The organism is Ureibacillus sp. FSL K6-0786 (genome assembly GCF_037965165.1).
Taxonomy (GTDB): domain Bacteria; phylum Bacillota; class Bacilli; order Bacillales_A; family Planococcaceae; genus Ureibacillus; species Ureibacillus thermosphaericus.
This window is the reverse complement of the sequence record NZ_CP150191.1, coordinates 2,628,202-2,654,501: the sequence shown is the minus strand read 5'-3', so window position 1 is coordinate 2,654,501 and position 26,300 is coordinate 2,628,202. Positions and strand designations below refer to the sequence as shown.

31 protein-coding genes are annotated in these 26,300 nt (G+C 33.1%); 10 read left to right on the top strand and 21 right to left on the bottom strand.

Annotated features, from left to right (window positions below):
• Nucleotides 1–27: 27 nt before the first annotated feature.
• Nucleotides 28–462 (bottom strand): DMT family transporter, encoded by a 435-nt coding sequence (locus NSQ18_RS13130; protein ID WP_016838448.1) that lies wholly within the window; start codon nt 460–462, stop codon nt 28–30.
• Nucleotides 463–628: 166 nt separating this feature from the next.
• Here NSQ18_RS13130 and NSQ18_RS13125 point away from each other — a divergent pair, with 166 nt between their 5' ends.
• On the top strand, nt 629–1,090 hold the full coding sequence (locus NSQ18_RS13125) for a branched-chain amino acid aminotransferase (protein WP_339288311.1): 462 nt from the start codon (nt 629–631) through the stop codon (nt 1,088–1,090).
• Nucleotides 1,091–1,120: 30 nt separating this feature from the next.
• Here NSQ18_RS13125 and NSQ18_RS13120 read toward each other — a convergent pair whose 3' ends face one another.
• Nucleotides 1,121–1,759, bottom strand: a complete 639-nt coding sequence (locus NSQ18_RS13120) for an HAD-IIIA family hydrolase (protein ID WP_016838452.1) — start codon at nt 1,757–1,759, stop codon at nt 1,121–1,123.
• Between the two features lie 218 nt (nt 1,760–1,977).
• The gene (locus NSQ18_RS13115) at nt 1,978–2,742 is read right to left on the bottom strand and encodes an SDR family oxidoreductase (protein WP_016838455.1); all 765 of its coding nucleotides are present in this window, start codon (nt 2,740–2,742) and stop codon (nt 1,978–1,980) included.
• Nucleotides 2,743–3,020: 278 nt separating this feature from the next.
• Between NSQ18_RS13115 and NSQ18_RS13110 the strand changes: the two genes are divergently transcribed.
• Entirely contained in the window at nt 3,021–3,140 is a 120-nt protein-coding gene (locus tag NSQ18_RS13110) for a YjcZ family sporulation protein (protein ID WP_016838457.1), read from the top strand.
• An 83-nt stretch (nt 3,141–3,223) separates the two neighbouring features.
• Here NSQ18_RS13110 and NSQ18_RS13105 read toward each other — a convergent pair whose 3' ends face one another.
• Nucleotides 3,224–3,952: a DUF2071 domain-containing protein gene (locus NSQ18_RS13105; RefSeq protein WP_016838459.1), complete on the bottom strand. Its 729-nt coding sequence runs from the start codon at nt 3,950–3,952 to the stop codon at nt 3,224–3,226.
• Nucleotides 3,953–4,088: 136 nt separating this feature from the next.
• Here NSQ18_RS13105 and NSQ18_RS13100 point away from each other — a divergent pair, with 136 nt between their 5' ends.
• Nucleotides 4,089–4,268, top strand: a complete 180-nt coding sequence (locus NSQ18_RS13100; protein ID WP_016838461.1) for a small acid-soluble spore protein H — start codon at nt 4,089–4,091, stop codon at nt 4,266–4,268.
• Nucleotides 4,269–4,456: 188 nt separating this feature from the next.
• Nucleotides 4,457–5,407 (top strand): RNA methyltransferase, encoded by a 951-nt coding sequence (locus tag NSQ18_RS13095; RefSeq protein WP_311733643.1) that lies wholly within the window; start codon nt 4,457–4,459, stop codon nt 5,405–5,407.
• Nucleotides 5,408–5,625: 218 nt separating this feature from the next.
• Here NSQ18_RS13095 and NSQ18_RS13090 read toward each other — a convergent pair whose 3' ends face one another.
• The 6 genes from NSQ18_RS13090 to NSQ18_RS13065 all read right to left on the bottom strand — a co-directional run bounded on the left by NSQ18_RS13090 (nt 5,626) and on the right by NSQ18_RS13065 (nt 9,697).
• Nucleotides 5,626–5,832 carry a zinc ribbon domain-containing protein gene (locus NSQ18_RS13090; RefSeq protein WP_016838465.1) on the bottom strand — a complete coding sequence of 69 codons (207 nt, stop codon included), beginning with the start codon at nt 5,830–5,832 and terminating at the stop codon, nt 5,626–5,628.
• A gap of 146 nt (nt 5,833–5,978) precedes the next feature.
• Nucleotides 5,979–6,479, bottom strand: coding sequence for a CarD family transcriptional regulator (locus NSQ18_RS13085; RefSeq protein ID WP_339288309.1), 501 nt, complete (start codon nt 6,477–6,479; stop codon nt 5,979–5,981).
• A 614-nt stretch (nt 6,480–7,093) separates the two neighbouring features.
• Complete coding sequence (locus NSQ18_RS13080) at nt 7,094–7,897, bottom strand: MBL fold metallo-hydrolase (RefSeq protein WP_016838469.1); 804 nt, start codon at nt 7,895–7,897, stop codon at nt 7,094–7,096.
• A gap of 67 nt (nt 7,898–7,964) precedes the next feature.
• On the bottom strand, nt 7,965–8,210 hold the full coding sequence (locus NSQ18_RS13075; RefSeq protein ID WP_339288307.1) for a hypothetical protein: 246 nt from the start codon (nt 8,208–8,210) through the stop codon (nt 7,965–7,967).
• A 144-nt stretch (nt 8,211–8,354) separates the two neighbouring features.
• Nucleotides 8,355–9,119 (bottom strand): formate/nitrite transporter family protein, encoded by a 765-nt coding sequence (locus NSQ18_RS13070; protein ID WP_096551410.1) that lies wholly within the window; start codon nt 9,117–9,119, stop codon nt 8,355–8,357.
• Nucleotides 9,120–9,256: 137 nt separating this feature from the next.
• Nucleotides 9,257–9,697, bottom strand: a complete 441-nt coding sequence (locus NSQ18_RS13065) for a GNAT family N-acetyltransferase (protein WP_096551412.1) — start codon at nt 9,695–9,697, stop codon at nt 9,257–9,259.
• A 376-nt stretch (nt 9,698–10,073) separates the two neighbouring features.
• Between NSQ18_RS13065 and NSQ18_RS13060 the strand changes: the two genes are divergently transcribed.
• The 3 genes from NSQ18_RS13060 (at nt 10,074) to NSQ18_RS13050 (ending at nt 12,373) form a co-directional block, all read left to right on the top strand.
• Nucleotides 10,074–10,874, top strand: coding sequence for an amino acid ABC transporter substrate-binding protein (locus NSQ18_RS13060; RefSeq protein ID WP_016837229.1), 801 nt, complete (start codon nt 10,074–10,076; stop codon nt 10,872–10,874).
• A gap of 84 nt (nt 10,875–10,958) precedes the next feature.
• Nucleotides 10,959–11,615 (top strand): amino acid ABC transporter permease, encoded by a 657-nt coding sequence (locus NSQ18_RS13055; protein ID WP_016837228.1) that lies wholly within the window; start codon nt 10,959–10,961, stop codon nt 11,613–11,615.
• Nucleotides 11,616–11,626: 11 nt separating this feature from the next.
• Entirely contained in the window at nt 11,627–12,373 is a 747-nt protein-coding gene (locus tag NSQ18_RS13050; RefSeq protein WP_016837227.1) for an amino acid ABC transporter ATP-binding protein, read from the top strand.
• A gap of 35 nt (nt 12,374–12,408) precedes the next feature.
• Here the strand turns inward: NSQ18_RS13050 and NSQ18_RS13045 are convergent, their stop codons facing one another.
• Nucleotides 12,409–12,903 carry a hypothetical protein gene (locus NSQ18_RS13045; protein ID WP_339288304.1) on the bottom strand — a complete coding sequence of 165 codons (495 nt, stop codon included), beginning with the start codon at nt 12,901–12,903 and terminating at the stop codon, nt 12,409–12,411.
• Nucleotides 12,904–13,063: 160 nt separating this feature from the next.
• Here NSQ18_RS13045 and NSQ18_RS13040 point away from each other — a divergent pair, with 160 nt between their 5' ends.
• Nucleotides 13,064–13,522 (top strand): DinB family protein, encoded by a 459-nt coding sequence (locus NSQ18_RS13040; protein ID WP_016837225.1) that lies wholly within the window; start codon nt 13,064–13,066, stop codon nt 13,520–13,522.
• A gap of 38 nt (nt 13,523–13,560) precedes the next feature.
• On the opposite strand, the gene NSQ18_RS13035 is transcribed toward NSQ18_RS13040, so the two are convergent.
• Nucleotides 13,561–14,064: a hypothetical protein gene (locus NSQ18_RS13035; RefSeq protein ID WP_126434507.1), complete on the bottom strand. Its 504-nt coding sequence runs from the start codon at nt 14,062–14,064 to the stop codon at nt 13,561–13,563.
• Between the two features lie 281 nt (nt 14,065–14,345).
• Here NSQ18_RS13035 and NSQ18_RS13030 point away from each other — a divergent pair, with 281 nt between their 5' ends.
• Together NSQ18_RS13030 and NSQ18_RS13025 are read left to right on the top strand one after the other, a co-directional pair.
• On the top strand, nt 14,346–15,377 hold the full coding sequence (locus NSQ18_RS13030; RefSeq protein ID WP_339288302.1) for a hypothetical protein: 1,032 nt from the start codon (nt 14,346–14,348) through the stop codon (nt 15,375–15,377).
• A 184-nt stretch (nt 15,378–15,561) separates the two neighbouring features.
• Complete coding sequence (locus NSQ18_RS13025) at nt 15,562–16,086, top strand: hypothetical protein (protein ID WP_016837221.1); 525 nt, start codon at nt 15,562–15,564, stop codon at nt 16,084–16,086.
• 805 nt (nt 16,087–16,891) lie between these two features.
• Here the strand turns inward: NSQ18_RS13025 and NSQ18_RS13020 are convergent.
• The 9 genes from NSQ18_RS13020 to NSQ18_RS12980 form a co-directional block, all read right to left on the bottom strand.
• Nucleotides 16,892–18,883, bottom strand: a complete 1,992-nt coding sequence (locus NSQ18_RS13020) for a methyl-accepting chemotaxis protein (RefSeq protein ID WP_016837220.1) — start codon at nt 18,881–18,883, stop codon at nt 16,892–16,894.
• A gap of 366 nt (nt 18,884–19,249) precedes the next feature.
• Nucleotides 19,250–20,152 carry an IS3 family transposase gene (locus NSQ18_RS13015; protein WP_339288300.1) on the bottom strand — a complete coding sequence of 301 codons (903 nt, stop codon included), beginning with the start codon at nt 20,150–20,152 and terminating at the stop codon, nt 19,250–19,252.
• A complete protein-coding gene (locus tag NSQ18_RS13010; protein WP_339288298.1) occupies nt 20,143–20,823 on the bottom strand; it encodes a transposase in 681 nt (226 codons plus the stop codon). The genes NSQ18_RS13015 and NSQ18_RS13010 overlap by 10 nt, the downstream gene beginning before the upstream one ends.
• A 97-nt stretch (nt 20,824–20,920) precedes the next feature.
• Complete coding sequence (locus NSQ18_RS13005; RefSeq protein ID WP_016837219.1) at nt 20,921–21,829, bottom strand: glycine betaine ABC transporter substrate-binding protein; 909 nt, start codon at nt 21,827–21,829, stop codon at nt 20,921–20,923.
• Nucleotides 21,830–22,272: 443 nt separating this feature from the next.
• Complete coding sequence (locus NSQ18_RS13000) at nt 22,273–22,410, bottom strand: hypothetical protein (protein WP_016837218.1); 138 nt, start codon at nt 22,408–22,410, stop codon at nt 22,273–22,275.
• A 72-nt stretch (nt 22,411–22,482) separates the two neighbouring features.
• Entirely contained in the window at nt 22,483–23,490 is a 1,008-nt protein-coding gene (locus NSQ18_RS12995) for a DUF4179 domain-containing protein (protein WP_083839499.1), read from the bottom strand.
• On the bottom strand, nt 23,468–24,019 hold the full coding sequence (locus tag NSQ18_RS12990) for a sigma-70 family RNA polymerase sigma factor (RefSeq protein WP_016837216.1): 552 nt from the start codon (nt 24,017–24,019) through the stop codon (nt 23,468–23,470). The genes NSQ18_RS12995 and NSQ18_RS12990 overlap by 23 nt, the downstream gene beginning before the upstream one ends.
• Nucleotides 24,020–24,170: 151 nt before the next feature.
• Nucleotides 24,171–25,025: a Gfo/Idh/MocA family oxidoreductase gene (locus tag NSQ18_RS12985; protein ID WP_339288295.1), complete on the bottom strand. Its 855-nt coding sequence runs from the start codon at nt 25,023–25,025 to the stop codon at nt 24,171–24,173.
• Nucleotides 25,003–26,286, bottom strand: coding sequence for a hypothetical protein (locus tag NSQ18_RS12980; protein WP_339288294.1), 1,284 nt, complete (start codon nt 26,284–26,286; stop codon nt 25,003–25,005). The genes NSQ18_RS12985 and NSQ18_RS12980 overlap by 23 nt, the downstream gene beginning before the upstream one ends.
• Nucleotides 26,287–26,300 lie beyond the last annotated feature (14 nt).

The window sequence follows — 26,300 nt, the reverse complement described above, 5'->3', positions numbered from 1 at the left end:
GAAAGATGACTAAAATTTTTTTATGATTTATTTATTAAATAAATAAAGCGAAAAAATTAATAACAAAATTGCTATAATTTTTTTACCAGTGATTGGATAATTCTCTCCTCCAAAAAATCCAAAATGATCGATCATGGCACCAATAATAATTTGTCCTAACACAACAGCCATTAATGTGGAGGTAACACCAATTTTATTGACTGAAAAAATAAGAATCGATACGTAAATTGCGCCTAAAATTCCGCCGATTAATTGCCATTTCGGTACTTCTGTAATAGCAAATATATTTCCTTTTCCGAAAAAGATAGTAAAGAAAAATAAAACAAGCGTACCAATCAAAAAAGAAATAAAAGAACCTTCAATTAATCCTACTTGCTTACCTAACCCTCCATTAACTTTACTTTGCACTGCAACTGCCGCTCCACCTATAGTTGCAAGCAATGCAACAACCAATTTAATCATATTGAATTCCCCTTTACTATAACCCTACTAAATTATATTTATGAAAAAAATATAAATTTATAAGTAACGTTATATGTTCTTCATAAATCTTTCTCGATAATACTTTAGAAGAATTTTCACCTATAAGTAGGTTATACTAGAAAAAGAATAAAGGAGGTAACAGAAAATGACTATTGATTTAAGCCGAGTATATATTGAACGTTGTAATAAAGAAACGGAAGAAATCCTTGAAAAAGAATCGGCATCTTTTTTAAATACATCGATTTCTTATTTCAAAAATCATTTAAATGAATTTCTTTATATTCAGTCCCCTGTATTTGATGAAATAAAAGTAGATGCTATTTCCATGGAAGTGGATGATGTATTTGGCACTTATATGGCCTTATTTGGATTAAAAGTTCAAAAGAAACATACGAAAACAATAAAAAATTTTTTAGAACAACACTTACATACCAATTCGATAAAAAACTATAGCGCTCTTTTTGCTGGTAATGAAGGATTATGGGAAATCAACTTACCGCTGAATTTTATTGAAGGGTTTCAAGAAGATATGACCATTGAACAAGCCCTATTCTTGACATGCGACTTTATTCAAAATTTAGTGCAGCAAATTGAAATAAGCGAATAAACCTCCCTATTTTGAGGGAGGTTTTTCTATTTATGTAGTAATTGTTAACTTACTTAATTGCTCCACAATTTCTTTAGGCGTATGGACTACATAAGTTGGATTCTCCTTCATGATAAGCTCAAAACTATCCAATCCCCAACTAACCCACATAAAAGGCACTCCCACTTTGTTGCACGCTTCAATATCTCGCAATTCATCTCCAACATAAAGTATACTTTGAGGTGTAATTTGATGATGCTTCATAAACTTTTTCATCGCTCGATCTTTACCAAACAGCTTTTTTACAGAAATCACTTCAGAAACGGTTGAAATTTGTTCTCGTTTTAAAATAGCTTCAATATTTTCCTTTTTATTTGAAGATAAAATAGCAATTGTATATCCCATAGAAGATATGGACTCAAGCATTTCTTTTACCCCATCAAACAACTTCACTTCATGAATATGCTCATGAAAATATTGATAAATTTTTGGTAAGATGAATGTTAGTTTATGCATTGGAAATTGATATTTTTTTGCTTTATTGGCATGGTCAAGATGTCGAATTTGTTGTAAATCCTCCAATTTTAACGGCAAATAGTTGTATTTCTCTGCATAAGCATTCCAAGCATCCACATACACTTCCGCAGAGTTGGCAAGAGTCCCATCAAAATCGAAAATAATGTATCTCACATTTCTATCCCCTTTTCTAATATGCTTCTTTTTATTTAAATTTTGCCGATAGTCAATTCATTCTTATATGGACAACAATACCAAATTCAAAATGAAGAAACAAAAAAACACACCATTTTCAATTAATGGTGTGGGCTAAAAATGTGGAGAAACTCGCTTATTAGAGCTGAAAAAATTTTTTACGACTAGTGTGGAATAGGAAAATGATTCAACCTTCTTTAGAATGCGGAAGTCCAACCGCCATCCACAACTACTACTGTTCCATTCATGAAACTTGAATCTTTAGATGCTAAGAAAAGGGCAACTTGAGCAATTTCTTCTGGTTTTCCTGAACGTGGGGATAGTTTATGAGTTAATCCTGATCGTTCCATCCCCAATTGACTAACGTTCGTAATGCTTGCACCGATATTTGTTTCAACAGCTCCCGGTGCTATTCCGTTTACACGTATTCCTTTATGTGCATACATAAAACCAGCATTTTTCGTTAATCCAACAACTGCATGTTTTGATGCTACATAGGCAGCACCGGCATGAGCACCATTTAACCCCCCAGTTGAAATCGTATTGATAATCACACCTTCTTTGTTTTGTTCCAACCAATAATTAACAGCTTTACGCATAGCACGCATTACACCTTTTAAATTAATATCAAAAATGCGATCCCATTTTTCATCTGTAATTTCTCCTACAGGTTCAAATCCATCCATTATCCCTGCATTATTAACTAAAATATCTAAAGTGCCATATTCATCAATTGCCGTTTGGACCATGTTTTCAACATCTTCTAATTGAGATACATCTGCTTTTACAGCGATACAAGTGCCACCATTTTCTGCAATACTTTCCTCAACCGCCTTTGCTCCTTCTAAATTGTAATCCGCTAAGATGACTTTCGCTCCTTCTTTTGCATATAACTCTGCAATCGCTTTTCCCATTCCTGAAGCTGCACCTGTCACAATGGCTACTTTATCTTGTAATTTCAATTTCATCCCTCCGATTTTGCATTTTTTGAACACCCATCTTAATTTTCATTTTATTTTTACAAAAAAAGTTATTCAAGTTCCACCGATTGATAAATTTGTAAATTTTATGAAACTATTTACATTTTCCATTAATTCTCCTTTTGATACTTGTTTACTTATTCATTGAGCACTAGAAAATGATTAAAAATAATAAGATAAAAATCTCTCTTTATCTACACAAATGTACTTACCCTCTTTCAAAGCAATTCATACATTAGATTCAGAAGGGGGTGAGTTGAATGGGTTACAAATACGATAACTACGGCTATGGCGGTGGATATTGCAATGGCTTCGCTTTACTCGTAGTGTTATTTGTTTTACTAATTATCGTTGGAGCAGGATTCAAAGGATTCTATTAATTCTTCCGATTATACCACCACCTGTCCCAAATCGACACTACGATGAAAGTTAATAAGTCCCAACGAAATTTTTGTTGGGACTTTTAAATTGAAATAAGAGGCCATATATGAACACTCAATTGTTTTGAATAATGAGGAATTGGATTAATAGCTTTAGAACTAATATTCAATGCTGTTGATAAAATATTATGTTCTACTTCCATTAACTCTACATCATGAACAATCCACGGTTCATGATAAATATCACAACGAAGTAATTTTCCTTGTGGATTTGTTGTATAAAAGCAATATCTTTCCAATAACCATTCGCCTAACGTTCCTTGCTTCATACGGGATGCTTGAGAATGAACATTATATTGACATTTGAATGGTAAAGAATAGATTCTACTGCTTTCAGAATGGAATTGCTTTTCTGATTTTAATAGCGACATATCCAAGTATATATACGGTAAATGAAACAACACCTTTGCCAATTTGGCAGTTACCCTATGACGAATCGCCAACTGAAAAAAATAGATACCTGGTTTATTTCCAGCTTTTACATACGTTCGCACATTCAACCCTGGAATTCCTCTACCCATCGGAACAGATGGTATGCCACGAATGCCAATCGCCTTCGTCAAGTATGATACAATCGTAACCCAACCTTGTCCTTCAAATGTATCAAGCATAAGATTTGGAGGAAGGTGTGCTTCTAATACATCTTTTTTTACTGGGTAGTGAAGAAATAAAATATCAGTCCAAGTTTGTTTCATCAACCAAGGGATTTTTTTTGGCAATACATCTTTATTCGCATTATAAATTTCTCCCATATCCATCCTCAATCATCGATAGATTTTTCTATAATATTTACAATTTTTATTGAAATTATGACTAGTAAGCGAAAAGTATGAAATTTTTCAACTTGTCAATAATGATATTAGAATAGAGAAATCGGGAGGCTATTTCATGAATTTACAACGCGCAAAAGAAATCGCCGAATCAGGTGCAATCGCAAATGTTTTATATAACGGACAGCGCATCTACATTCAGCATGTTGATGAAACGAAAGGAACAGCCCGTATTTATCCTTTAGATGACCCAGAAAATGAAAAAGAAGTACCCGTTGAACAATTATTAGAAAATTGATATCCCTCTTTCATTATTGTAAATGTGCGCAAAATAGTTGCGCACTTTTATGATTGGCGCAAATGCAAAGAACGAGATATAACAACTTACTTTTACGTTTTTAAAAAAAATATGATATATTTAATGAATGTCAAACAAGACGGTCGAAATGGACTGTCTCTTTTTATTAACATATTTTCAAAAGGAAGATGAAATTGATTAAGCAACCGAAATATATTTATACTTTTGTTTACCATCCTGACGAATTTGAGCTTTGTCGAATGGAAAGGCGCTCTTTATTTGGAATTGATACTGAACAAAATTTTATTATCACCGATCGTAAAATCAATCCTAGCCGTAGTCCTTTTATAGAAGATTTCTTAGAAGTGTATGTTGAGGCACATAGTTTTGAGGAACTAAAACAGATCATTAATGGTATAAAATTTACGGATTCTTCTTACAAAGTCGTATGTCTTAACAAAATGGATATCGGAAATACAAAGAAAATCCATCATCCTGAAAGACGAAAAATTGAAAGGCAAATTGGACAGGCTATTGATGGAGAACCAGATTTAAACCAACCTGATGTTATTTTTGGTTTGCTTTACATAAATGAATGTTGGTATTTTGGAAAAGCGACAAAAGCTGAATCAATTTGGCGTAAACATTTACATAAGCCGAACAGTTATTCAACGGCTCTTAGCACGAGAGTGGCTCGAGCGATTGTTAACATCGCAATTCCCGAACCAGAAGGCATTCGAGCTATTGACCCTTGTTGCGGTATTGGAACAGTATTAATCGAAGCGTTATCTATGAATATTGATATTGTCGGAAGAGATATTAGTCCGCTCGTTTGTGTTGGAGCAAGAGAAAATATCGCCTATTTTGGATACGAAACGACTGTGACAAAAGGCTCCATTGCAGATGTAACAGATTATTACGATGTAGCAATTGTGGATTTACCATATAATATTTATTCTCATCTTTCACCAGAACAAGAATACGATATCATTCAACACGCACGGCGCATTGCTAACCGGGTTTTATTTGTCTCCATCAAACCGATTGATGATTTAGTGCAAAAAGCTGGATTTACTATAACAGATCGCTCAGTTGCAAAAAAATCAACTTTTGTTCGATTTATTTTATTGTGTGAATAAATTCTTTACATTTGGAATACATCCTTAATGAGAATGTTTTTTATGATGATTATCTTTCTTATATTGGCAAAATATGATTAAGTATTTACTAGATTTAAGATTTATTAATTGACTTGCTCATTAATGTAAATGAAAAATCATCCGCTCTTGATTGTCGGATGATTTTTTATTTTAAATTTATATCAACTAATTTTTTTGAAACTATTCTCCTTTTAAAATCATCCTCCAAAGAATAGATCAAGTATGTTCGATGCCGTTGATGATTGTTTATTATAAAATTCTGAATATCCACAGCTTTTACAGTAAACAACAATGAAATGATTATGTTGAATATCAAACATTTTTGATAAACCAGTACCCGACATGGCTACTTCCTTTGTTGCTGCATTGCGACTTCCACATTTAATACACCCATTTTTTTGCAAAATTATCCCTACTTTCCTTTCCATTCTTTTCTATTCTATACGATTTCAATGTCCCTATAGTTTCAACAATTTGAAAGCTTAATAGAAAAAGGAAAACATCACCTTTGTCTTAAGTGGAAAAGGTGATGTTTTATCTATTTCCTCATTTATTGACTTGTAGCTACCATTTCATTAATTTGTTTTGATATGGCATCCTTTGTCGTTGAAAGTGTAATAGCTAGTTCGTTATACAAAAGATTGCTTGCCTCTTCCAATAATTTTGTTTCTTGTATTGGTAACTTTTTTCCTTCATTTTCGAATTGTAATTTTCTTCTTAACAACGTATTCAATAATTCTGCTAGCTCTTTACGATTTTCACTGCTAATGACGGAATTGAAAAACTGATTGAGATCTGTATTTTTTTCAATCCATTCTTTTGCAGGTTGTTTAAAAATATTCATTAAATTTTTTGCTTCTTCTGCTGACAACATTTTTTTTAATTTCGATTGGTCACCATCTACAGGATAATATAATTTTAAATCTGGATAACTAATAGGATGCAAGACATAATATAATTTTTCTTTACCAGAAAAAAGTTTCTCTGCAACATCATCAATTACACAAACACCGTGACCGCCATATAATAAATATTCACCTACTTGGTACATGAAAAATCCTCCCTGCAAATGTATACCTATCAACTTCGTTAAGGTTTGTAATCATCATTCAGCCGACTATTTAAACCTATTACACTCTATCTCTACATGAAAGATATTGATTGAATGGCGAGTAAAAGTAAAAAAGGAGTTTAATATAACTGCTTATAAGAAGAAGCAATACAATTAACGAGGAAAGCAATGTACCGATATGATTTCAAATTGGCATATTTTATAACATTAATACGTCTATCTATACAGTGTGATTAACAAATAATCAGCACATCAATAATTAAATAGAAACTTCTACATAAAAATCCTATGAGTTTTATACAAAATATGGGAAAAGTTTCCATTTAGATATTATTCATTTAAAGAACGCGGAGTTTTTATATTCAGGAAATTTTCCATTGCTAAAAGAATTGCTGAAATAAAGTTAAGAGGGTATTAGTGAGGAATATGGAATCGAACAGCTTTAATGAAAAGATTATTACGGAAACAGCACACCATATATTATATGCATGAAATAAAAAAATGATACCATCATGAAATTAACCCAAGAAATGTTGAAATCACCGCATTTCTTGGGTTCTTGCTCTTTCCTATTAAATTACCAATTTACGATTCTACTCCGATAAAATCGAAGTAATCATATGTTTTGAATCCCACTCGCCTCTAGAGATTGTAGAAAGTTGATATTTTCGAGGGAACAATTGTTGATGAATTTCATCAACAGAATACCCTTTCTTTGATAAACTTTTCACCTGATCCGTTAACATATATAAATAATCGAGCTTTTGCCGAAATGCTTTTTTACCATCTTTTATATACCCTGCATGACAACAAAACATTTCTCCGAAATCAAGTTGTAATACTTTTTCGATTGATCGAATGATTTGCGGTATACTTTCTTCACGTAATATAAGCTTTGTACGTGGAGTGACAAATAAATCACCAGCAAATAGTTGGCCAGTTGATTCGTTTAAAAATGACACATGATCTGCTGCATGACCTGGTGTTTCAATGACACGCCATCTATATTTTCGTGATTCGAAACTTTCCTCATGGGGATTTGCACGATATGGAGGCCGAATCCCCCAAAAAAACTTTCGATATAACATATAATTTGCTTTTTTCTTACTTTTTTCAATTGACATAGGATGCAAATATATTGGTATACCTTTATCACTCAAATATTTCGCACAACCTTCATGATCTTCATGGGCATGGGTAATCACAACGCGGTCAATGGAGAGCGGTTCATAAAATCCCATAAACTGTTTTCTCATGACATGTGCTCCGCAGTCAATGACTACACCATCTTGGTAAAATGAATAAACGTTTAACTTGACTTGTGAAAATGCATTCTTCCCTTCAAAAAGTTTAACATCCCCTTGTATGCTTTCGAAAAAACTTTGTTTTAGCAGCAACTAAACCACCCCAATTTGCTCATTTATCGAACGTTGTATATTACTTCAGTAGCGTATTATGTAAACATCAGATTTCTTGAATGAATTGCACTTCGTCATAACCACACTCTTGACATACCATTAAATGTGGACAAACTTGGCCCCGTGCCGTATTCGGATAGCCGTCTCCCATTTTCACCGTCTCTTCGTCATTATAATGTCCATAAGGATCGAAATAATCGGAAACCTTCCCTGAATCCTCCAACTTATTCTTGCAATTTGGACAAAATACTTCTAATTCCTGCAAAGAATTGCAAAGTGGACATTGTGCCATCCTTCATTCACCTCAATCATCATTATTCACATGTAAAGAAAAAAGCATTCCTTCAAGGGAAAGAATGCTTAATATCTTATCCATAAGCTACATTAGATGTACACAATGTAAGCAAATTAAAATCTATTAAAACAAACAGCATTCTCATACATTTTTTAAATAAGCCAAATAGTAAAACAAACTTACAAAAATAGCTCCTCCAACTGAATTTCCCAAAAAGACAGGAACAAAATTTGTTATATACTGACCCCAAGTCATTTCACCTGCAAAAATAGCTGCAGGAATAATAAACATATTTGCTACAACATGTTGAAAACCGATTAATACGAAGATCATGATAGGAAACCAAATGGATAAAATTTTCCCAGAAAATGATGTCGTTCCGTAACACAACCATACAGCTAGCGCTACAAGCCAATTACAACCGATTGCAGAAACGAAAGCTTCAATAAAACTTGCATTTACTTTCGCCAATGCTGTACTTACCGTTTTGTTTAAAAAATCTCCTTCCGTTAGTCCAACGACATGTCCAAAAAAATAAGCTACAAATAATGCACCAATCAAATTAAAAACGGTAATCCAAAACCAATTTCTTAAAAGCTTTGTAAAAGTAATCCTTTTGGCAAAATAGGACATTGCAACTGCCATCATATTTCCAGTAACTAATTCGCCACCAGCTAACAAAATTAATATTAATCCAATTGGGAACACAGTTGCTCCCATGAAGGTTACAAAACTCCCCCATTCATCAGGCATTGTTCCCGTTATCCGAATAAATGCCAGATACCCCATTGAGATAAATGCCCCTCCTAAAAATCCTAAAATCAGCATTTGAAAAAGGGACATATTCGCCTTTTCTTCCCCTTTTTGAACGGTGATTTGGGCTATTTCCTTAGGACTGTAATCCATGTTAGACCTCCCAAGTCCTTTATTTTATAGAATAAGAGCTAGATAGCCCGCGTTAATTTTTATAAATTTAGGAAATTAGTTGTTCAGAATATTTTTAATTCTTTTTATAGATTTAATTATTATTAGGAGACAATATGTTATTCAAAATATTTTACCATTAAATAATGAGGGATACCTTCCTCCAAAAATTCATCCGAATTAATGATATAACCTAGCTTTTCGTAAAAAACTTTCGCATGAGATTGTGCATGTAACTTTACTTTTTGGCAGTCTTTTTCTTTTGCCATCTTCTCTAATTCTTGCACGATTAATTTTCCAATGCCAAATTTACGATATGGTTGTAATACACAAATTCTTTCTAATTTACCAAAACCATCTACGAAGCGTATTCTTCCAGCCCCAACAGACTTGTCATCGACAACAATCAATAGATGTTCGCAAGGAGAAAGAAGGTTATCATACTCATCTATTTCGCTTTCCATTGGAACACCCTGTTCCTCAACAAATACTTCTTTTCGAATTGAAAAAGCTTTTTCTAATTGCTCCTCTGTCGACACACGAATTACTTCAATCTTCATGTTATCCCCTTCCCATTTTCAATAAAATCTGTATATTAATTTACCATTATTAATATAAAAATACATGTATTTTCAATTGATATAAAAAAATCTAATATACTAAATAATTAGTACTTGGTAATAAACAGATGGAGTGATATTTATTAGAGTTCATCAAAATAAACATTAATATGTTATAAGATTGTTAAATTTTTAACTAGACATCACCCTCAATGGCGGTTACTATAGTATACGAAGGTATTCTGTAAATCTAAATGTATTAGATTTTGTTTTTAAAAACACGAAGCATTTATTTCGTGTTACATTTTTTGCTAATACACTTTAGTTTACTAAACAACTAAATAATTAGATTACTAATATAAGGAGCGTATACTACATGAAACGTAAAATAGCTTTATTTTTCTTCATGACGATGATCACTTTAGTATTAGCTGCGTGTGGTTCATCATCTAAAGAAGAATCAAATGGTACAAAAGATGAAGCAAAAGATAAAGAAACTTTAATAATTGGTATTGATGATAAGTTTGCACCAATGGGATTCCGTGACGATCAAAACGAAATCGTTGGTTTTGATATCGACATGGCTCGTGCTGCTGCAGAAAAAATGGGTGTTGAAGTGGAGTTCCAACCAATCGATTGGACTACAAAAGAATCTGAATTATCCAGTGGCCGTATCGATTTAATTTGGAACGGTTACACTATAACAGATGAACGTAAACAGAAAGTATTATTTACAAAACCTTACTTAGAAAACGCACAAGTTGTTGTAACATTAGTAGATTCTCCTATTACAAAAATCAATGAACTTGCTGGAAAACAAGTGGGAGTTCAAGCATTGTCTTCTGCATTGGATGCGTTAAATGAACATCCTATTAGCAATGAAGTAAATTTAAATGAATACAAAGATAATGTACTTGCATTAACAGACTTAAAAAATGGTCGCCTTGATGCAGTTGTAATCGACAAAGTTGTCGTTGAATATTACATGACACAAGAACCAGATACATTTACAATTCTTGAAGAAGAACTTGCTCCAGAACAATATGGAGTTGGTGTGAAAAAAGGAAATGAAGAATTACTTGAAAAACTGCAGGCAGCATTAGATGAAATGAATGAAGACGGTACTGCAGCTGAAATATCTGAGAAATGGTTCGGTGAAGATCGAGTATTAAAATAATATATATGCTAAAATAGAATGTCATTATTTTCGATAAGAGTTTCCATGTGACAATGGAACTCTTATTTTTTGGGAGGAAACATCATGGTTGATTACTGGAATCGGATTGTTTGGCCGATGCTTGAAGGAGCTCAAATGACCATTTTGCTCTTTTTCATTGCCATTCTTGTATCAATTCCATTAGGATTTATTCTAACACTTGCGGTACAAAGCCGTTTTAAGCCCCTTGCATGGCTTTCACAAATATATATTACCGTCATGCGAGGCACTCCCCTATTATTGCAGCTCTTATTAATCTGCTTCGGATTGCCGATGCTGCCTGTGGTAGGAGAATATTTAGTATTTGATCGTTTCGTTGCGGCTTGTATTGGATTCGTATTAAACTATGCAGCCTATTTTGCTGAAATCTTTAGAGGCGGGCTCATTTCCATCGACAAAGGTCAATATGAAGCAGCAAAAGTACTTGGCTTAACAAAATGGCAAACGACAACACGCATCATATTACCCCAAATGTTTCGAGTAGCCTTGCCTGCTGTTGCCAACGAATCCATTACGCTCATCAAAGATACCGCGCTACTTTATGCAGTTGCAGTGCCAGAATTATTACACTTTGCACAAACAGCTGTAAACAGAGAGTTTACAATTGTCCCTTACTTTATTGCGGGAGTAATTTACTTAGCGATGACACTCATATTGACGGTATTCTTTAAATGGTTAGAGCGTCGATATAAATACGAATAGAGGTGAAAAAATTGGCGCTAATAGAAGTTACAAATTTGAAGAAATCATTTGGGAACCAGGAAGTATTAAAATCCATTTCATTTTCGGTAGATAAAAAAGAAGTTATTGCAATGATCGGCCCTTCAGGTTCAGGAAAGAGTACATTGTTACGCAGTTTAATTCATTTAGAAGAAATTGATAACGGTAGTATTTGTATCGACGGCGATTTTTTAGTAAAAGATGGGCAATATGCTAACCAAGCAGATATACGAAAAATTACAGGAAAAATGGGAATGGTGTTTCAACACTTTAACTTATTCCCTCACTTAACTGTTAAAGAAAATCTGATTTTAGCCCCGAAACTTAGAAAATCCGAATCGATGGAAGAAATAGAAAAACGCTGTATGGATTTATTGCGAAAAGTGGGATTGTCCGATAAAGCGAATGCTTATCCTAGCAATCTGTCAGGCGGTCAAAAACAGCGTGTTGCTATTGCACGAGCCCTTATGTTAAATCCACAAATCTTGCTGTTTGATGAACCTACTTCTGCCCTTGACCCGGAATTAACGGGAGAAGTGTTGAAAGTCATGAAGGATTTAGCAGAAGAACATATGACGATGATTGTCGTAACGCATGAAATGGGCTTTGCAAGAGAAGTGGCAAATCGTGTGATCTTTATGGATGGCGGAGAAATTATCGAATCAAATGAACCTGAACAGTTCTTCCAACATCCTCAACATGAACGTACGAAAGCATTTTTACATAAAAATTGGAAATGAAAAGGTCGTCTATTTTCAGACGACCTTTTGTCATATTAATCTAACACTACAGTTTCGTTAAACAATATTCCTAGATATCGATATTTGATATGTACATTATGAATATCTTCATGATGATTTACAGTTAATCCATAAATTGTATCCTTTTCTGTCGCTGAACCTTCATCAAATTTCTTTAACAGTTCTTCCGGAATCGTTCCTTTTGGAATGGAAATATCTTCGATGTTGAAATATTGAATGTGACTAGCTGCAACTGAATTTTCATCAATTGTTCCTGCAAAACCTACCAAAACATTGCTAACTTGGATTTTTATTTCATTCGGATCCGCATGATTATTGACTTTTACACTAGTGATTTCCAAATCTCCAATCCCTTTATTCCCTATTGCAATTACAACGGTATGATGATCTTGACCCTTAAAAATCGTTCCTGTTACTAATGGTGGTGTCACTTTAATATAGATAAAAAACCCACCAATTAATAAAACGAGTATGAACGCAACAAGTAAAATTTTTTTCAATGTTCTCATCCTTTAAAGTAAATTTCCAAACCAATTATCCCTCTTTCAGTTTATACTACTTTCATGCAGAGAGTAGAATGTAAAATTTAAAACTATGTGAAAAATTTTTCAATGTTTTTAGTCATATCATTAAAATTTTATAGTAAAGATAAATTAAGGGGGAATTTTCATGGGAGAATATATTAAAATGCAATTTACTCGTACAAGAATGGTATTGAAGCAAACTTTAGAAAACATTACACCTGAGGTCTATTCTACAATTCCAAAAGGTTTTAATAACAATATTTTATGGCAAGTAGGACATGTATTGATGACTACAGATTTTTTACTCTTCAACGGTAAAGTGACGATACCAAAAAGTTATCAAAAATTATTTGGTCCTGGTACCAAACCAGCAGATTGGCCAATGGATGTACCATATCTTGAAACTTTGCTGCAACAAATTGAAGAACAACTGGAACGTATTCAATCAATCGATACCAATACCTTTAATGAAAAACTGCCAAAAAGTATATTTGGAAATGAAACAAAAGGAGAATTGGCTGCTTTTGCAGCATTCCATGAAGCAATGCATGTTGGACAAATTCAAGTAATGAAGCGATTGATTGAAACTATGAAAACAAAGTAAAAAATGATGAAAACCGCCATCTTCTGGCGGTTTGTTAATCATTGTATGAACATAACTGTTTCACCGATATTATATTCTTTCTGTTTCTCCTCTCCATCTTCTATCCACTTTACGACAAAGACACCTTCTTTTAAACGCTCTTTTATTTCTTCCTCAGTTATTTCACCCGTATAAAGGACGATTTCTTCTTGAACAATATACTCCTTTTTATCGATATTATCGTATTCAAAACCTTCTCCCGTCCAGTATACATTTGATGATAATAAATTTCTAATTGACTCAGACATTTCCGTATTAATGTTTTCTACTTGATTAGAATATTTAAATTTAAACGTAAAAAGCATTTTTCGGAAGTTTTTCTGATCAGGGTGTTCGACATATTCTAATGTCCCAAGGGTTTGATAAGTTTCATCATCGATTGGTGTTATTTCAGTACGAATTTGCATATATGGATTATTTAAATAATACAAATAACCTGATATAAAAAGAACGATAAAAAGAAACATCGTAACAATTAATGCAATCACTTTTCTTTTCATCATATCCCCTCTTTTTCTCGAATTTGTTCTATCAGAAGGTATCCATTTTAAATATTTCTTTTTGAAATCATGTTTCCCTGTTATTAAAATAAAATTTCTTTTGAATAATTTATTTTCTCATCATTAGTATCTCTATTACTCATTCAATTACTCCATATCAACAATCTTAAAATTTCCGTACATAATTTTTAATTCATTCATAACTAAATCAAATGCCTTCATTTGACACTTTTCATAGTACTCTTTATTATCAACTTAAAGTATAAGAAAGGTGAAGAGGTTAAATGAAACCACCATTAACAAAAGAGGAACGAGAATCCCTTTTCCCTTATGCAACTAAAGAACAACTGGATTTTCTCTTAAACCATGTTAAACAAGGCTTCAAAACAAAATTTTTAAATATAATGGCCGATATAAAAGTAACACTCGTTCGTTCTCAAGATGTCACGTTAGTAGAGATTGAAAAAGATGCTAGTAGCTGGATTCTTGAAGATTATATTGATTATGGAAAAGGCAACTACCTCGGCCGATGTGCCTGCAACAGAAAATTAAGACGAGTATTTACTGTAAAACATGTAGTGACCGGAAGAAGAATTGATTATGGTGAAGATCATCTTATGCAATTTCTCGGCATCGATGAAAATATTTTAAGAGACATTGTTAAAGATGCTTCCATTATTCATTTAGAACTGGATGAATTGCTCATAAAAATCAAAGAAAACCAATACGGCTATGAAATATTGGAAGATTTAGACGGAATGGAAATACCAGAAGATATTCAGGCCCATATCAATGCGAACGTCCCCTTATTAGATCGACAAATAAATCGTTTATATCGAAAATTGCGTGAAATTGAAAGGAATGTAAGAAAACAGCAAGAAGAATCATTAATGAAAGCTCTGTTGGAAGAAAAAAATCGAATGCTTCAACAAATAGAGCGGGAACATAGAAGATTGGAAGCAATAGTGGAAAAAGTTCGTCAAAATCTCCCACCAAACCCAACAAAAGAAATGATTGCACTTCAACTTGTATTCAACGGCTTCTCTAGCACATTAGAAATATGTCACATCTTAATTGATTACTTTGGTCAAGATGGCTCTTTATCTGCCGGAATCCATAAAAGACCAAGAATTTTTCCATCCATTCTTCAACATTTTCTAGAACAAACAGAAAAGGGAAATTTAATACTTATGGAAAAAATCGGTGTTGAAGATTGTATCTTTATTCCAAATGAAGATGTAAACATCCGATTAGAAATGGAAGATACTATTGAGGAAAATAACGAAGGGGAAGAACAGTTAACTTTATTCTTATAAAATTTTATAAAACTCCTTCGCCATGTCGTTATCTAATTTAATGATTTCATCGCTTGTAATTTCATTTTCATGATGAAATTTTTTGATTTGAATATTTCTAAATAAATAGCAGTAAATCATATAAACAATTTCAGAACAGATTTTAAGCTGTTTATTTAGAAATGTTCTCCTAGGAGGTCGTTCAATGCTGAAAATTTTTACACATCTTTTAATTCCCAATTCCAACAACAGTCAATATGTCCGAATAGATAATGACATAAACATAGAAATGATTTCAAAATACATTTTTAATACATTTAATCAATATTCAATTGAAATTATTTACAATGAAAATTCTTTAACTGAGTTTCAGATTGTAACGATCGAACCATGGGTTACTTATTTATTGCTGATGAAAAATTATTTAATTAAAGATTTCGCCAGAGTCACCGACTTATCTAAACCCATTACTTACGTTTTTACTAAAGACGAACATGGACAATTCGTTTTTCATATCAATGATAAATTAAATCAACTTACACATCAGGTAATACTACCCGAAAAAGAATTTTTTCATACGCTTTATGAAAGTTTAATGATATATTTACAATTCATGAAAAGATGCAATGTGAATTATTACCAATACTGGATGAGTCGATACGAAAAACATATCTATATTGTTAGAAAGCAAATGGAATCAAAGTATTTTCATACATCATTTAATCATTGATGTACATCATGACCTCCCTAAAAAAGACATGCGACGAATTGTCCATGTCTTTTTTATTCAGCAATCATCGGAAAAGGCAAGTAATATTATATCTTTTTTACTTGCCTTTTTTCCTGTGAAAATATGTTTATATTACTAGTAATGAATAGGTAAAGAATACTTCATTCAGCAAATGATTGTTGGTAAAATGCACGTAAAACTTGCTAATCTAATCCTTGTCCATCCTTCTAGATTTTGCGTAATTGGCGAATACGATTAAGGAATGCAAAGTCTAGAATATATGACTGTGGAATGATAGTACTTCCGATAATTGCAGTATTAAGGAATTAGAAAACATTGTCATATTTTAGAATCAAAAACATACTTTTTTACCAGAAAACTTTGCCGAAAAATATTCTTTACACTATTAACTCAATTATCCATTAAATTTGTAATAATGGAAATACTGATATCATAATTGACGATTTTTCTGTCATAAGTGACTTTTTGTATAACTGTTTACTTGGTATTTTTTGTAATTTCTAACAATAAATTCTTGATTACCGCTACAAAATAAAAAATTATCAATGTTAGAAGTTATCTTCCATACTTTTTCTAATATAAAAAAAGTCGAGAGCAATTAATGATGTAAGCAGTCCAACTACTACAAAATTCGGTTCTGATTCATCATTTTTAATTTTATCAAAATAATTTTTACATCGTTGGAATTCTCATTTTTGGTTTACCCTTTAATCTCCCCGATATAATATCGACCCTCATAAAAAAGGCAGTGAACTTACCGCCCACTGCCCTTTAAAATCGTAATTTATTTTCCATCGTCTTCAGTTTTAAATCTTCGAATTAACATGTTCAGTTCCTCTGCCCAAGTAGCTAAAGTTTTTGCAGATGAGGATATTTCCTCCATCGACGCTAGCTGTTCCTCTGTAGCAGCAGCAACCTGTTGAGATGCAGCAGCATTGGATTGAGCAATTTGTGAAAACTCATCTGTCATGATTGATAATTTTTGTACTTCACTAGAAATTTGTTTTGAGTAATTAGCGATTTTCTCCATTTGTGGTGTGATATCTCTTGCACTTTGCAAAATAGCATTAAATTTTTCAATCGCTTCGCTGGAAACTTTGACTCCTACTTCTACGTCATTTTTCACTTTCGTCATCATATTAACGGAGCTCTCTGTATCTTGTTGAATAGCTTGAACAATGGATTGAATTTCTTTTGCGGAAGTTTGAGACTGTTCAGCAAGCTTGCGAACTTCTTCTGCAACTACAGCAAATCCTTTTCCATGTTCTCCAGCTCTTGCTGCTTCAATTGCTGCATTTAATGCCAACAGATTTGTCTGTTCTGCTATATCTGAAATGACGTTTAATATTGAATAGACTTCCTTCGAGCGTACTGCTAAAGAAGATATGATGGCATTGGATTTATGAACTGAATCATGGATATTGTTCATTTGATTCACCGTATTATGTACAGCTAATCCGCCATTTTCCGCATGATTGCTCGCTTGTTGTGCTAATTCTAGTACTTCCATTGTATAATTTGCTATTTGTGTTATATCATTGGAAATTTCTTTTATTGCTTTTGAATTTTGATCCACATTATTTGTTTGTTGCTCTGCACTGCCCGCAATTTTTTGAACAGAATCAGATACTTGTTCTGTTGCCAACATAGTTTGTTCTGCGCTAGCACTTAATTGTTCTGATGAGGAAACAACATGAAATGAATGTTGTTCTACTTCGCGTACTAGACTTTTTAAGCGTTCTTGCATCTCTTTAAAGGCCTTACTCAACTGGCCGATTTCATCATTGGTTTCAACTTCAATTGTTTCAGTTAAATCGCCTTTACTAATCGTTTCCGCTTGTTCTTTTAATCTTTTAATTGGTTTAATAATCGTTTGAATAATGAAAAATAGCAATAATACACCTATAAAAATAGAAATACAGATAATGAGAATCGTTTTAGAAAAAATCGGTGATGCCGTTTCATCAATTTCAGATGTATACAAATTACCAGCCAATTTCCATCCTGTTAAATTATTTGTTGTAAAGGCCATTATATTTTCTTCACCATTTAATTCATATTCAAATTGCCCATTTTCCATTTCATATAGCGCATTGTATAGAAGTTCATCAACTTGTTCGCCACTTTCATATGTAGGATGAACAATTGTTTTTCCATGCTGATCGAATACGGAAGTAAAACCATTTTTTCCAATTTTCACTTGATTCGCTAATTGTTCTAAATAACTTAAACTTAAATCAATTCCTATTACACCCGAAGCATCAGACAGAGTTTTAGATATCGTTACAACGATATGTCCATCACTTGCAGAAACATATGGTTCGGAAATAACAATATTTCCTTGTTTTTCCATCGCTTTTATGTACCAATCTCTAGTCCGTGGGTCAAAATCATTTCCTAAATCGATATTAGGCTCTAAGATAATTGAACCGGCAGTCGTACCAATAAATATCATTTCAATTTCAGGATGTAATTGTCGATACTCATCTAACTTGCCTCGTAATGTTGGAAGATTTTTTTCTTCAAATAATTCAGGTGAAATGATTTCGATGAAATATTCTAAATCATGTATTCTAGACTGTATTTCATTCGTAACAGTAATATTTAGCAATTTTAAATTTTCATCAACACTTGCCAGCATCTCCTTTTTCACAGTCTCTTTTGCAGTCAAAAATGCTGAGAATCCGACTATCATTGATGGTATAACTAAAAAAATTAAAAATGCTAATATGATTCTCGCCTTAAAGTTTTTAAAAATACTAAAGTTATTTTTCATGATTAAAAACCCTCATTTCATCAATCATTCATATGTGAGTAAGTTAATTTATTTATGAGTAACAAACTCTTTTAATTATATAATAAAATGTCGAAAAATGTTCAAATTTATTTGAAAAATATTCTATTCTTTCATCTATTTTCTTTTAAAATAAAAAAGCGATTGATTAAATTGAATCAATCGTTAAAAAGTGTTTGGCAATGGGGTTTGCTGAATTGATGAAAATCATAAGTGCAATTAATAAGCAATTCTTAGTAACCCGTGTCGCTGTACGTGTTTTTCACCCTTATTGCAAGTAATATTTTAGGCTGTCTAAAAAATGAACTGCTCCCTGTCAAGTAGACAGTGTAAAAAATAAAAATGTTACTAAGCGGCTTGAGCCCTGTATTCTAAGGGACTTAAGCCGTTTAATTTTTTCTGATAACGGAAATGGTTATAAAAATAAATATATTCATCAATCGATTGTTTCAGTGCTTGATATGAATCATAGGTATTCAAATGATATTTTTCACATTTGAATTTACTCCAAAAGGATTCAATTGGAGCGTTATCGATGCATTGACCCACACGAGACATACTTTGTGTTAATTGTGCCTCGTCTATGATCTCCTTATATTTTTTGGACGTATATTGGAATCCTCGATCGCTATGTACGAGTGGATGTTCATCAGGTTTCAGGGTTTGGATTGCTTTTCGTATGGTTTTAAAAACTAATTGATTATTATTGGAATGACCCAATTCATGACTCACAATAGAACCATCATGCAAATCAATTATGGCACTTAAATAGGCTTTTTTTCCGTTCCCATATTTCAGCTCCGTTACATCTGTACACCATTTCATATTGGGCTTTTCTGCAGTAAACTCGCGATTTAATCGATTTTCAGCTACGTGTTGAACAGGTGATTTCTTATATCGTTTTCGTTTTCTTCGAATCACTGCTTGAATCTTCGCAATTTTCATCAAACGATAAATGCGTTTTTCATTGACAAGGGGCTCATTCGCCATTTTTCTGTATCGATTAATGGTGATGGTCATACGACGATAACCATAGATTCCATTGACTTGTTCGTGAAGTGTTTTAATGCCCTCTAACAGTGATTCATTCAATTGTTCACGCGCTGATGGAGTGCGCTTCAGCCATTTATAATAAGCTGCTCGTGAAACGCCTGCGATGTGACAAAGTAAAATGATAGATAAGTGTTCGGTTTCATGTAATTCTTGAATGGCCTCATATCGAGTTTGTAATCGTACTTGGGTTAACGACACTTCCTTTCGATTTCCTCTAACTTTTTTAAAAATAGATTTTCTGCACGTAAACGTTCATTCTCGCGTTCAATTCGTTTGATTTCTAATTTAAATTTTTCTTCCGTCGTTAATTCAGCCTCTGATTTTGTGCGTCCACGGCGATCTTGTAGCCCTTCTTCTCCATGTAACTCAAATTTTTTCACCCATTGGTATACCTGTTGATAAGAAACTTGATAAGTTTGGGCTGCTAATTGATAATTTTTATGGTGCTTTAAGCAAAAATCGACTATCTCCATTCGTTCTAGTAGGGTTGTTTTTCTACCTTTTGTCATTGTTTTACTCAATCCTTTACCCGAATCTTTTATATCACAATGACTAGTATACTTTTTCACCCACTTCATTAAAATAGTTCTACCTGAAATTTGATGTTTTTTCATTAATTCGAGTAAAGAATATTCACCAGATAAATAATCATCCACCGCTTGAATCTTCTGTTCTCTTGTATAGCATCGGGGAGAAAAGTTAGAGTGAAAGACCGCTTCACCAAAAGCTTCATACTTTCGAACCCATTCTTTTAAAGTACTTTGGTGAATTTTATATTGACGAGCAAGCTGTTCAAATGAATAATCACCCGTTAAATATAAATGAATTAGTTTTAACATGAACTCTTTAGGATACTTGTAAAAGGTCATAATGAAAGCCCCCTATTAGGTTAGATGAATTTTTATTTTTTCATCTGTCTACCTAATAGGGAGCATATCAAAATTTAGACAGCCTATATCTCTTTTTTTATTCTTTTGGCTCTAAATCTTCAATAGAATCTATATCCATATAGCTTGGTACAACTAATCCAACTTTTGCCCCCACCAAATTTTCGCCTAAATCGATTATATCATCTTTGTATTGTTCATAGAACGATCCGTGCGTTACAGGCAACCAAGGAGCAACTGAAGCATCCCCTTCCCCGTTAGCAATTGCTTGGAACATGATAATTGGATCTACTGGTGTGATCGTTACATCATAGCCAAGTTGCTCTAATACAAATTTTACAACATGACTTGATGCTTCTTCCGTTTCCCATGGAGTCGACACCAATTCAAATTTCTCACCGTTAACGGATTGTAAACCTTCCATCCACTCGTTTACTTTCTCTTGGTTTTGTTCTGCCCATTTTTTTGCAGCTTCTTCAAATGTAACTGTTTGGGCATCTAGCATCACTTGCTCCATATCTTCTGGTTCCCAGTAAAAGCGATCCAACATTTCATAAGCAGTTGGGTGTTCTTCTTTTAAGTCTTTTCTAACAATCGTATTAATATTTTCCACTTCACCGAATGTGCCTTTTGGATCTTCTAAATATTTCAAATCATAAGTTGCAAATTTCCAATGAGGATTCCAACCTGTCACAATAATGGGCTCCTCACTTTGAATGGCTTTATCTAACATCGTCAACATGCCAGCAGTTGAACTTTCTGAAACTTTCCATCCTTTTAGATTTTCATATTCATTTAACGCCATTTCTGTTAATTGCATCATTCCAGCGCCCGGTTCTATACCCGTTATTGTATAATCGAGGGCTTGGCTAATACTTACTTGCTCTTCATTGCTTTGAGTTCCCTGAGATGTGTTGTCGCCACAACCTGCTAATACTAAAGATGCGGCGACTCCAAATGTTGCACCAATCGTTTTCACATATTTCATCTTATCTACCCCTCCAAAATGAATATCATTTCGGTAGGTTGTTCAAATCAATCCTATACGAAAAGTTTTATAATGCATTGCAACTGAATAAGCACACCCAACTTCAATTTACCGAATATTCAGATATAAAACTTTGTGATGTACGTTGTAATGCCTGGTAAAACTTCTCATCAACTTATTTTTGCCCAACCGACCGATAATGTAAGGTTAACATGATTTATATCTCATTACTAGGCATAGGGTTCCAATCGATTGGATTTCGTACTAATTTACTAAATTTTATTGATTTATTTTCTATTTTTTTCAAATATCCCCATCGTTTTTGGCATTCAACCATGCAAAATGAGATGGTGATTTATAATCAAAAATCTCCCAATTAGGAATTAGTTCATTCATTACTTACCTAATTGGGAGAATGACTAAACGGTTTTGGTTACTGTTTATTACGATTTATCATTCGTCTTGCGGTTTCGTTTATTGGCAACATTGTGGTCAAATTCTCTCGCAAGCTCTTCTGCTCTTTTTCTTCTGTTATATTTTTGACTGCCTGAATTAAGATTCATTTTATTTTTCTTTTTCATCCTTTTCACCTCCGTTGTCTTATTTTGTACAACTTTAGGTGAAATTGCGTATGCCACAATTTAGCAACATCATTATTTTGAAATTGTTACTTCAAAAGAATCAAAGATGATTTCTTCATTATCATTGTAAAGTTTCGGTGTAATGATTAGTTCTTTTGTTCCGCTTTGAATGTTTGCAAACGTAAAAGACCCTTTCGCCGCGTGTTTCGTCGTACTGCCTGTCAAATTCGTAATCATTTCGTAAGTATTACCGAACTCGTCTTTCACATCAAAACCAGTCACATACGGCAAATTGTATAGCGCGTAATTGGACGGCATCTGAATCTTGTAATGAAGATTGATTGTATAGCCAGTTATATCAAGTGAAGGAACAAAGATTGTAAAACCATTTTTCGAATCTCGATAATTGGCTTTTATTCCTTTCACATCAATCTTTTTTAAGTGAAATTCATAAGCCCAATCACCTTCAAAGTTTTCATTTGTATCATGATTCCAAACACTTCTAGGATTCCAAGTTAGTTTTACAGTGCGTGGCGATCGTCCATTTAATTCAGGTGTCAGCGTAATAACCCCAACATAAGATGTATCTGACCGTTTTTTCGTCCAAGTAACGGAAGAGCCTTCGATTTCTCCATTGATTTTAATAGGCTTATCAAAACTTGGATGTTCACCTAAATCTTTTTCCGTTTCAATGGCAAAGGTAAGCGTTACTGTCGTTCCGTCGTAAATTGCATCAACAATTTCAATTGTAATTCCATTGCTTTCTTGAATGGCATCAATTCCCGTTGCATAGTCTTCAAAATACTGAAATTGCGATGTCTCGCCTTTAAAATATTCGACAATTTGGTTAGCTAATGGGATATGGGAAGCGATTGTTGGCGAGTAAAAGACTAAAGTTGAACCAATTCCTCCAGCAAGTAAACAAGATGCAGCGATATATTTCATTGAATGGTTCTTTTTTTTCTGTAAAACAAATTGTAATACTCGTTTTTTCTCAAAACGGCTGACTTTTTCAGGCTCAATTTCATCCACATTTAATTGAAGCATTTTCTTTAATTCATCCATTCTTTTCACTCCCATCAGAAAGGATTTTTCCTAACTTTTTCTTCCCTCGATATAATCGATTTTCAACGGCAGATTTGGTAATTCCTAATGCATCTGCAATTTCTCCATTTGTAAGATCTAAGTAATATTTCATTAAAAATAGTTCACGTTCTGACTCAGGCAATAATTGCATTTTTAATAAAATCCTTTCTTTTTGTTCTTTGTTCAAATAAAGCAATTCCCCCGTTTCGAAATTTATTTGTTCATTGGAATGCTCCAATGAAACCACTTCCATTTTTTTCTGTTTTCGATATATGTCGATCGCTTTATATTTTGCAATTGTGCCAATCCATTTTTTTAATTCTTCTTCACTTCCCCTAAACTTGTCACTATTTTGCCAAACAGCTAAAAAAACATCATTTATACATTCATCAACCGCCCAGTTTCCACATGGTTGTTCTAAAATTTGTTTAGCGATGGCCTTTACATAAGGCATATATGTATCAATAACATAAGCAAGTGCTTTTTCATGTCTTAGCTTCAATTTCGAAATCACATCTTTCACTTGCTTCACTCCTTTCACTTATACCAACGAAAAAAGCTGAAAACACTCTCGTAAAAACAAAAAAACATATCCTCTTTCATGAGAGATATGTTTCATTATATAGAAAATGTTTTAACTTGAAGGAGGCTTTGTAATAAAATTCCGAACTGACCTAAAACTTTTGTAATTCTTCAATCCAAGTAATGATTCTCCGCGTACGTTGGATATTGAATGGAGGGTTTTTACTTTTAAAAAATTCCAATACTTCTTCTAATAAAGAAACATAATAAGATTTCTTCATTTTCCAAAACTCAAGCATTTTTGGAGGCAATCCTTTGCAATGGACAACTCCGCCAAACTGATCATGCCATTCATAATCCCCACGAAAAATTGCACGTCTGCCGTCCTGAAATAAAAATTCAACAATTTCATAACGTTCATATCGTTTTCTTTCAAGTTGTCGAACATCACAATCAAATAAAGCATCCATCCATTCTAGACTATGAATGCCGTACCAATAATATCCTGGCATCTTCTCTTGTAGTGGTAAAGGACCAAACCCATAGAGAAATTCAACGTCATCCTTATGAATGCCTTTTAATAGTTCGCTAAATCTGAGACTTGAAGATGAAAATATAGGCGTTTCATATCGTGTAGCCAACTCAACCATCCGATCAAAATTCTCTAACCCAATGGTAATGGGTTTATCAATGAATATGGGTTTCTGAAAGGAGGCGATTTTTTCAAACCATTGCAAATGATTTCTTCCGTCTACCGTTATAATCCACCAAGCATCTACTTCTTCATTCAATGTCTGAACATCATCAAATTCTGGTATATGATAGGATAGTAATACATTTTTATATTTTTTGGCTCGGTCCCGACTAATCGGCAAATCTTCAGAATAGCTTTCAATAAAACCACTAAACTCCACATCGTTTATATAAAAAGGATGATTTTCATCATGTAACATACTCGAAAATATTTCAACATGGGAAGTATCATTACCGATTAATCCGATTTTCATAACTTGCCTCCTTAAAGACATAACATTGTCTAGGTCTACCTCTGCCATTTACTTTTTCCAAACCGAAAAACTCAATTAAATTGGAATCTAGCCAATTTGAAATAATGCGATTGGCAGTCCGTTTTGTAACGTTTAAATTAATGGCTACCTCATCAGATGTAAAATAATTTAAATTGTTTTTCAATAAATATTTCTTAATTGTTTCAATTTGCCTCGTTTGAAATTCTTTCTCATGATCTGTTAATTGATAAACGGTCGGTATATTAATAATAATTGGCCCGATGACATTACGTTCTTCATTGACGATAAACGCAATATTCGTTGAATGTTGCTGACATTGCTTTAATGCCACATCTGCATGGAAAACTGAAACAGGGATGGACATACCAAATCCTACCCCTAACATCACCTTTAACTCTTTATATTGATTGATTTCTTTAAAGATATTTAGAACTTTATAGCCTTCCGTTATTCGTTCAAAATCGCCTCGATAAGCAATGAAATGATATTCAGTTTCACTCACGGGAATAATATAGCCATACATATCATCAACAAATCGATAAAGGGCTTTTTCTAACTTATTTTTCACTCGTGCTTTTTTATTTAGCGATTGTACATTTTGATCTTTAAATTCTATTAGGAATTTTCCGTATATCACTTGATTCTCTCTTTTTCTTCTTTGAGTCGAAGAAAGTAAAATTCGTTCAATGCAAACGATAATATCTTGTTGCGTCGGTTTCAGCCAAACGACTGGAAGATGATATTGTTTAAGGGCATCTTGCACTTTCTTAATTGAAGTAATAATTCCTACATTGGATTTCCCTTCAATTGCTTCAAGATGACGTTGTACTATTTTTTCATATCCCTCTACTATTCCTAAATGTTCAACAATTGTATAATCAATTCCTTCAATTTCACAGATCACGCTTTGTATATATTCTTTAGCTAATCCATCGATGCTAATAAATTGAATTGGATGATCTTTAATTAAGTAAAAAAGAGCTTCAAAAAAACCAGAACCTTTTAAAGGGATGTAATATGATTCAATGGAATCATTTATATGATCTTTTACTAATAAGTAGGTTGTCATACTGGAATACAATATGCAATCGACTTTATTCATTAGCTCTTTTGTAAAAGTAATCGCATCGTAAATTTCATCGGAAAATCGATAGACTACCTCAATATTCGGAAACATTGAAAAACTTTTTTTGATTAGTTTTTCAATCCATGTTGGCCCAATAAAGCCTATTTTGATCATCCCATTCAACCTCC

Bases quoted from the DNA above. Each gene is read 5' to 3' on its own strand.
- NSQ18_RS13130 (WP_016838448.1), bottom strand. From the start codon at position 462: ATGATTAAATTGGTTGTTGCATTGCTTGCAACTATAGGTGGAGCGGCA.
- NSQ18_RS13125 (WP_339288311.1), top strand. From the start codon at position 629: ATGACTATTGATTTAAGCCGAGTATATATTGAACGTTGTAATAAAGAA.
- NSQ18_RS13110 (WP_016838457.1), top strand. From the start codon at position 3,021: ATGGGTTACAAATACGATAACTACGGCTATGGCGGTGGATATTGCAAT.
- NSQ18_RS13105 (WP_016838459.1), bottom strand. From the start codon at position 3,952: ATGGGAGAAATTTATAATGCGAATAAAGATGTATTGCCAAAAAAAATC.
- NSQ18_RS13100 (WP_016838461.1), top strand. From the start codon at position 4,089: ATGAATTTACAACGCGCAAAAGAAATCGCCGAATCAGGTGCAATCGCA.
- NSQ18_RS13095 (WP_311733643.1), top strand. From the start codon at position 4,457: ATGAAATTGATTAAGCAACCGAAATATATTTATACTTTTGTTTACCAT.
- NSQ18_RS13085 (WP_339288309.1), bottom strand. From the start codon at position 6,479: ATGTACCAAGTAGGTGAATATTTATTATATGGCGGTCACGGTGTTTGT.
- NSQ18_RS13075 (WP_339288307.1), bottom strand. From the start codon at position 8,210: ATGGCACAATGTCCACTTTGCAATTCTTTGCAGGAATTAGAAGTATTT.
- NSQ18_RS13070 (WP_096551410.1), bottom strand. From the start codon at position 9,119: ATGGATTACAGTCCTAAGGAAATAGCCCAAATCACCGTTCAAAAAGGG.
- NSQ18_RS13065 (WP_096551412.1), bottom strand. From the start codon at position 9,697: ATGAAGATTGAAGTAATTCGTGTGTCGACAGAGGAGCAATTAGAAAAA.
- NSQ18_RS13060 (WP_016837229.1), top strand. From the start codon at position 10,074: ATGAAACGTAAAATAGCTTTATTTTTCTTCATGACGATGATCACTTTA.
- NSQ18_RS13055 (WP_016837228.1), top strand. From the start codon at position 10,959: ATGGTTGATTACTGGAATCGGATTGTTTGGCCGATGCTTGAAGGAGCT.
- NSQ18_RS13045 (WP_339288304.1), bottom strand. From the start codon at position 12,903: ATGAGAACATTGAAAAAAATTTTACTTGTTGCGTTCATACTCGTTTTA.
- NSQ18_RS13040 (WP_016837225.1), top strand. From the start codon at position 13,064: ATGGGAGAATATATTAAAATGCAATTTACTCGTACAAGAATGGTATTG.
- NSQ18_RS13035 (WP_126434507.1), bottom strand. From the start codon at position 14,064: ATGATGAAAAGAAAAGTGATTGCATTAATTGTTACGATGTTTCTTTTT.
- NSQ18_RS13030 (WP_339288302.1), top strand. From the start codon at position 14,346: ATGAAACCACCATTAACAAAAGAGGAACGAGAATCCCTTTTCCCTTAT.
- NSQ18_RS13025 (WP_016837221.1), top strand. From the start codon at position 15,562: ATGCTGAAAATTTTTACACATCTTTTAATTCCCAATTCCAACAACAGT.
- NSQ18_RS13020 (WP_016837220.1), bottom strand. From the start codon at position 18,883: ATGAAAAATAACTTTAGTATTTTTAAAAACTTTAAGGCGAGAATCATA.
- NSQ18_RS13010 (WP_339288298.1), bottom strand. From the start codon at position 20,823: ATGACCTTTTACAAGTATCCTAAAGAGTTCATGTTAAAACTAATTCAT.
- NSQ18_RS13005 (WP_016837219.1), bottom strand. From the start codon at position 21,829: ATGAAATATGTGAAAACGATTGGTGCAACATTTGGAGTCGCCGCATCT.
- NSQ18_RS13000 (WP_016837218.1), bottom strand. From the start codon at position 22,410: ATGAAAAAGAAAAATAAAATGAATCTTAATTCAGGCAGTCAAAAATAT.
- NSQ18_RS12995 (WP_083839499.1), bottom strand. From the start codon at position 23,490: ATGGGAGTGAAAAGAATGGATGAATTAAAGAAAATGCTTCAATTAAAT.
- NSQ18_RS12985 (WP_339288295.1), bottom strand. From the start codon at position 25,025: ATGAAAATCGGATTAATCGGTAATGATACTTCCCATGTTGAAATATTT.
- NSQ18_RS12980 (WP_339288294.1), bottom strand. From the start codon at position 26,286: ATGATCAAAATAGGCTTTATTGGGCCAACATGGATTGAAAAACTAATC.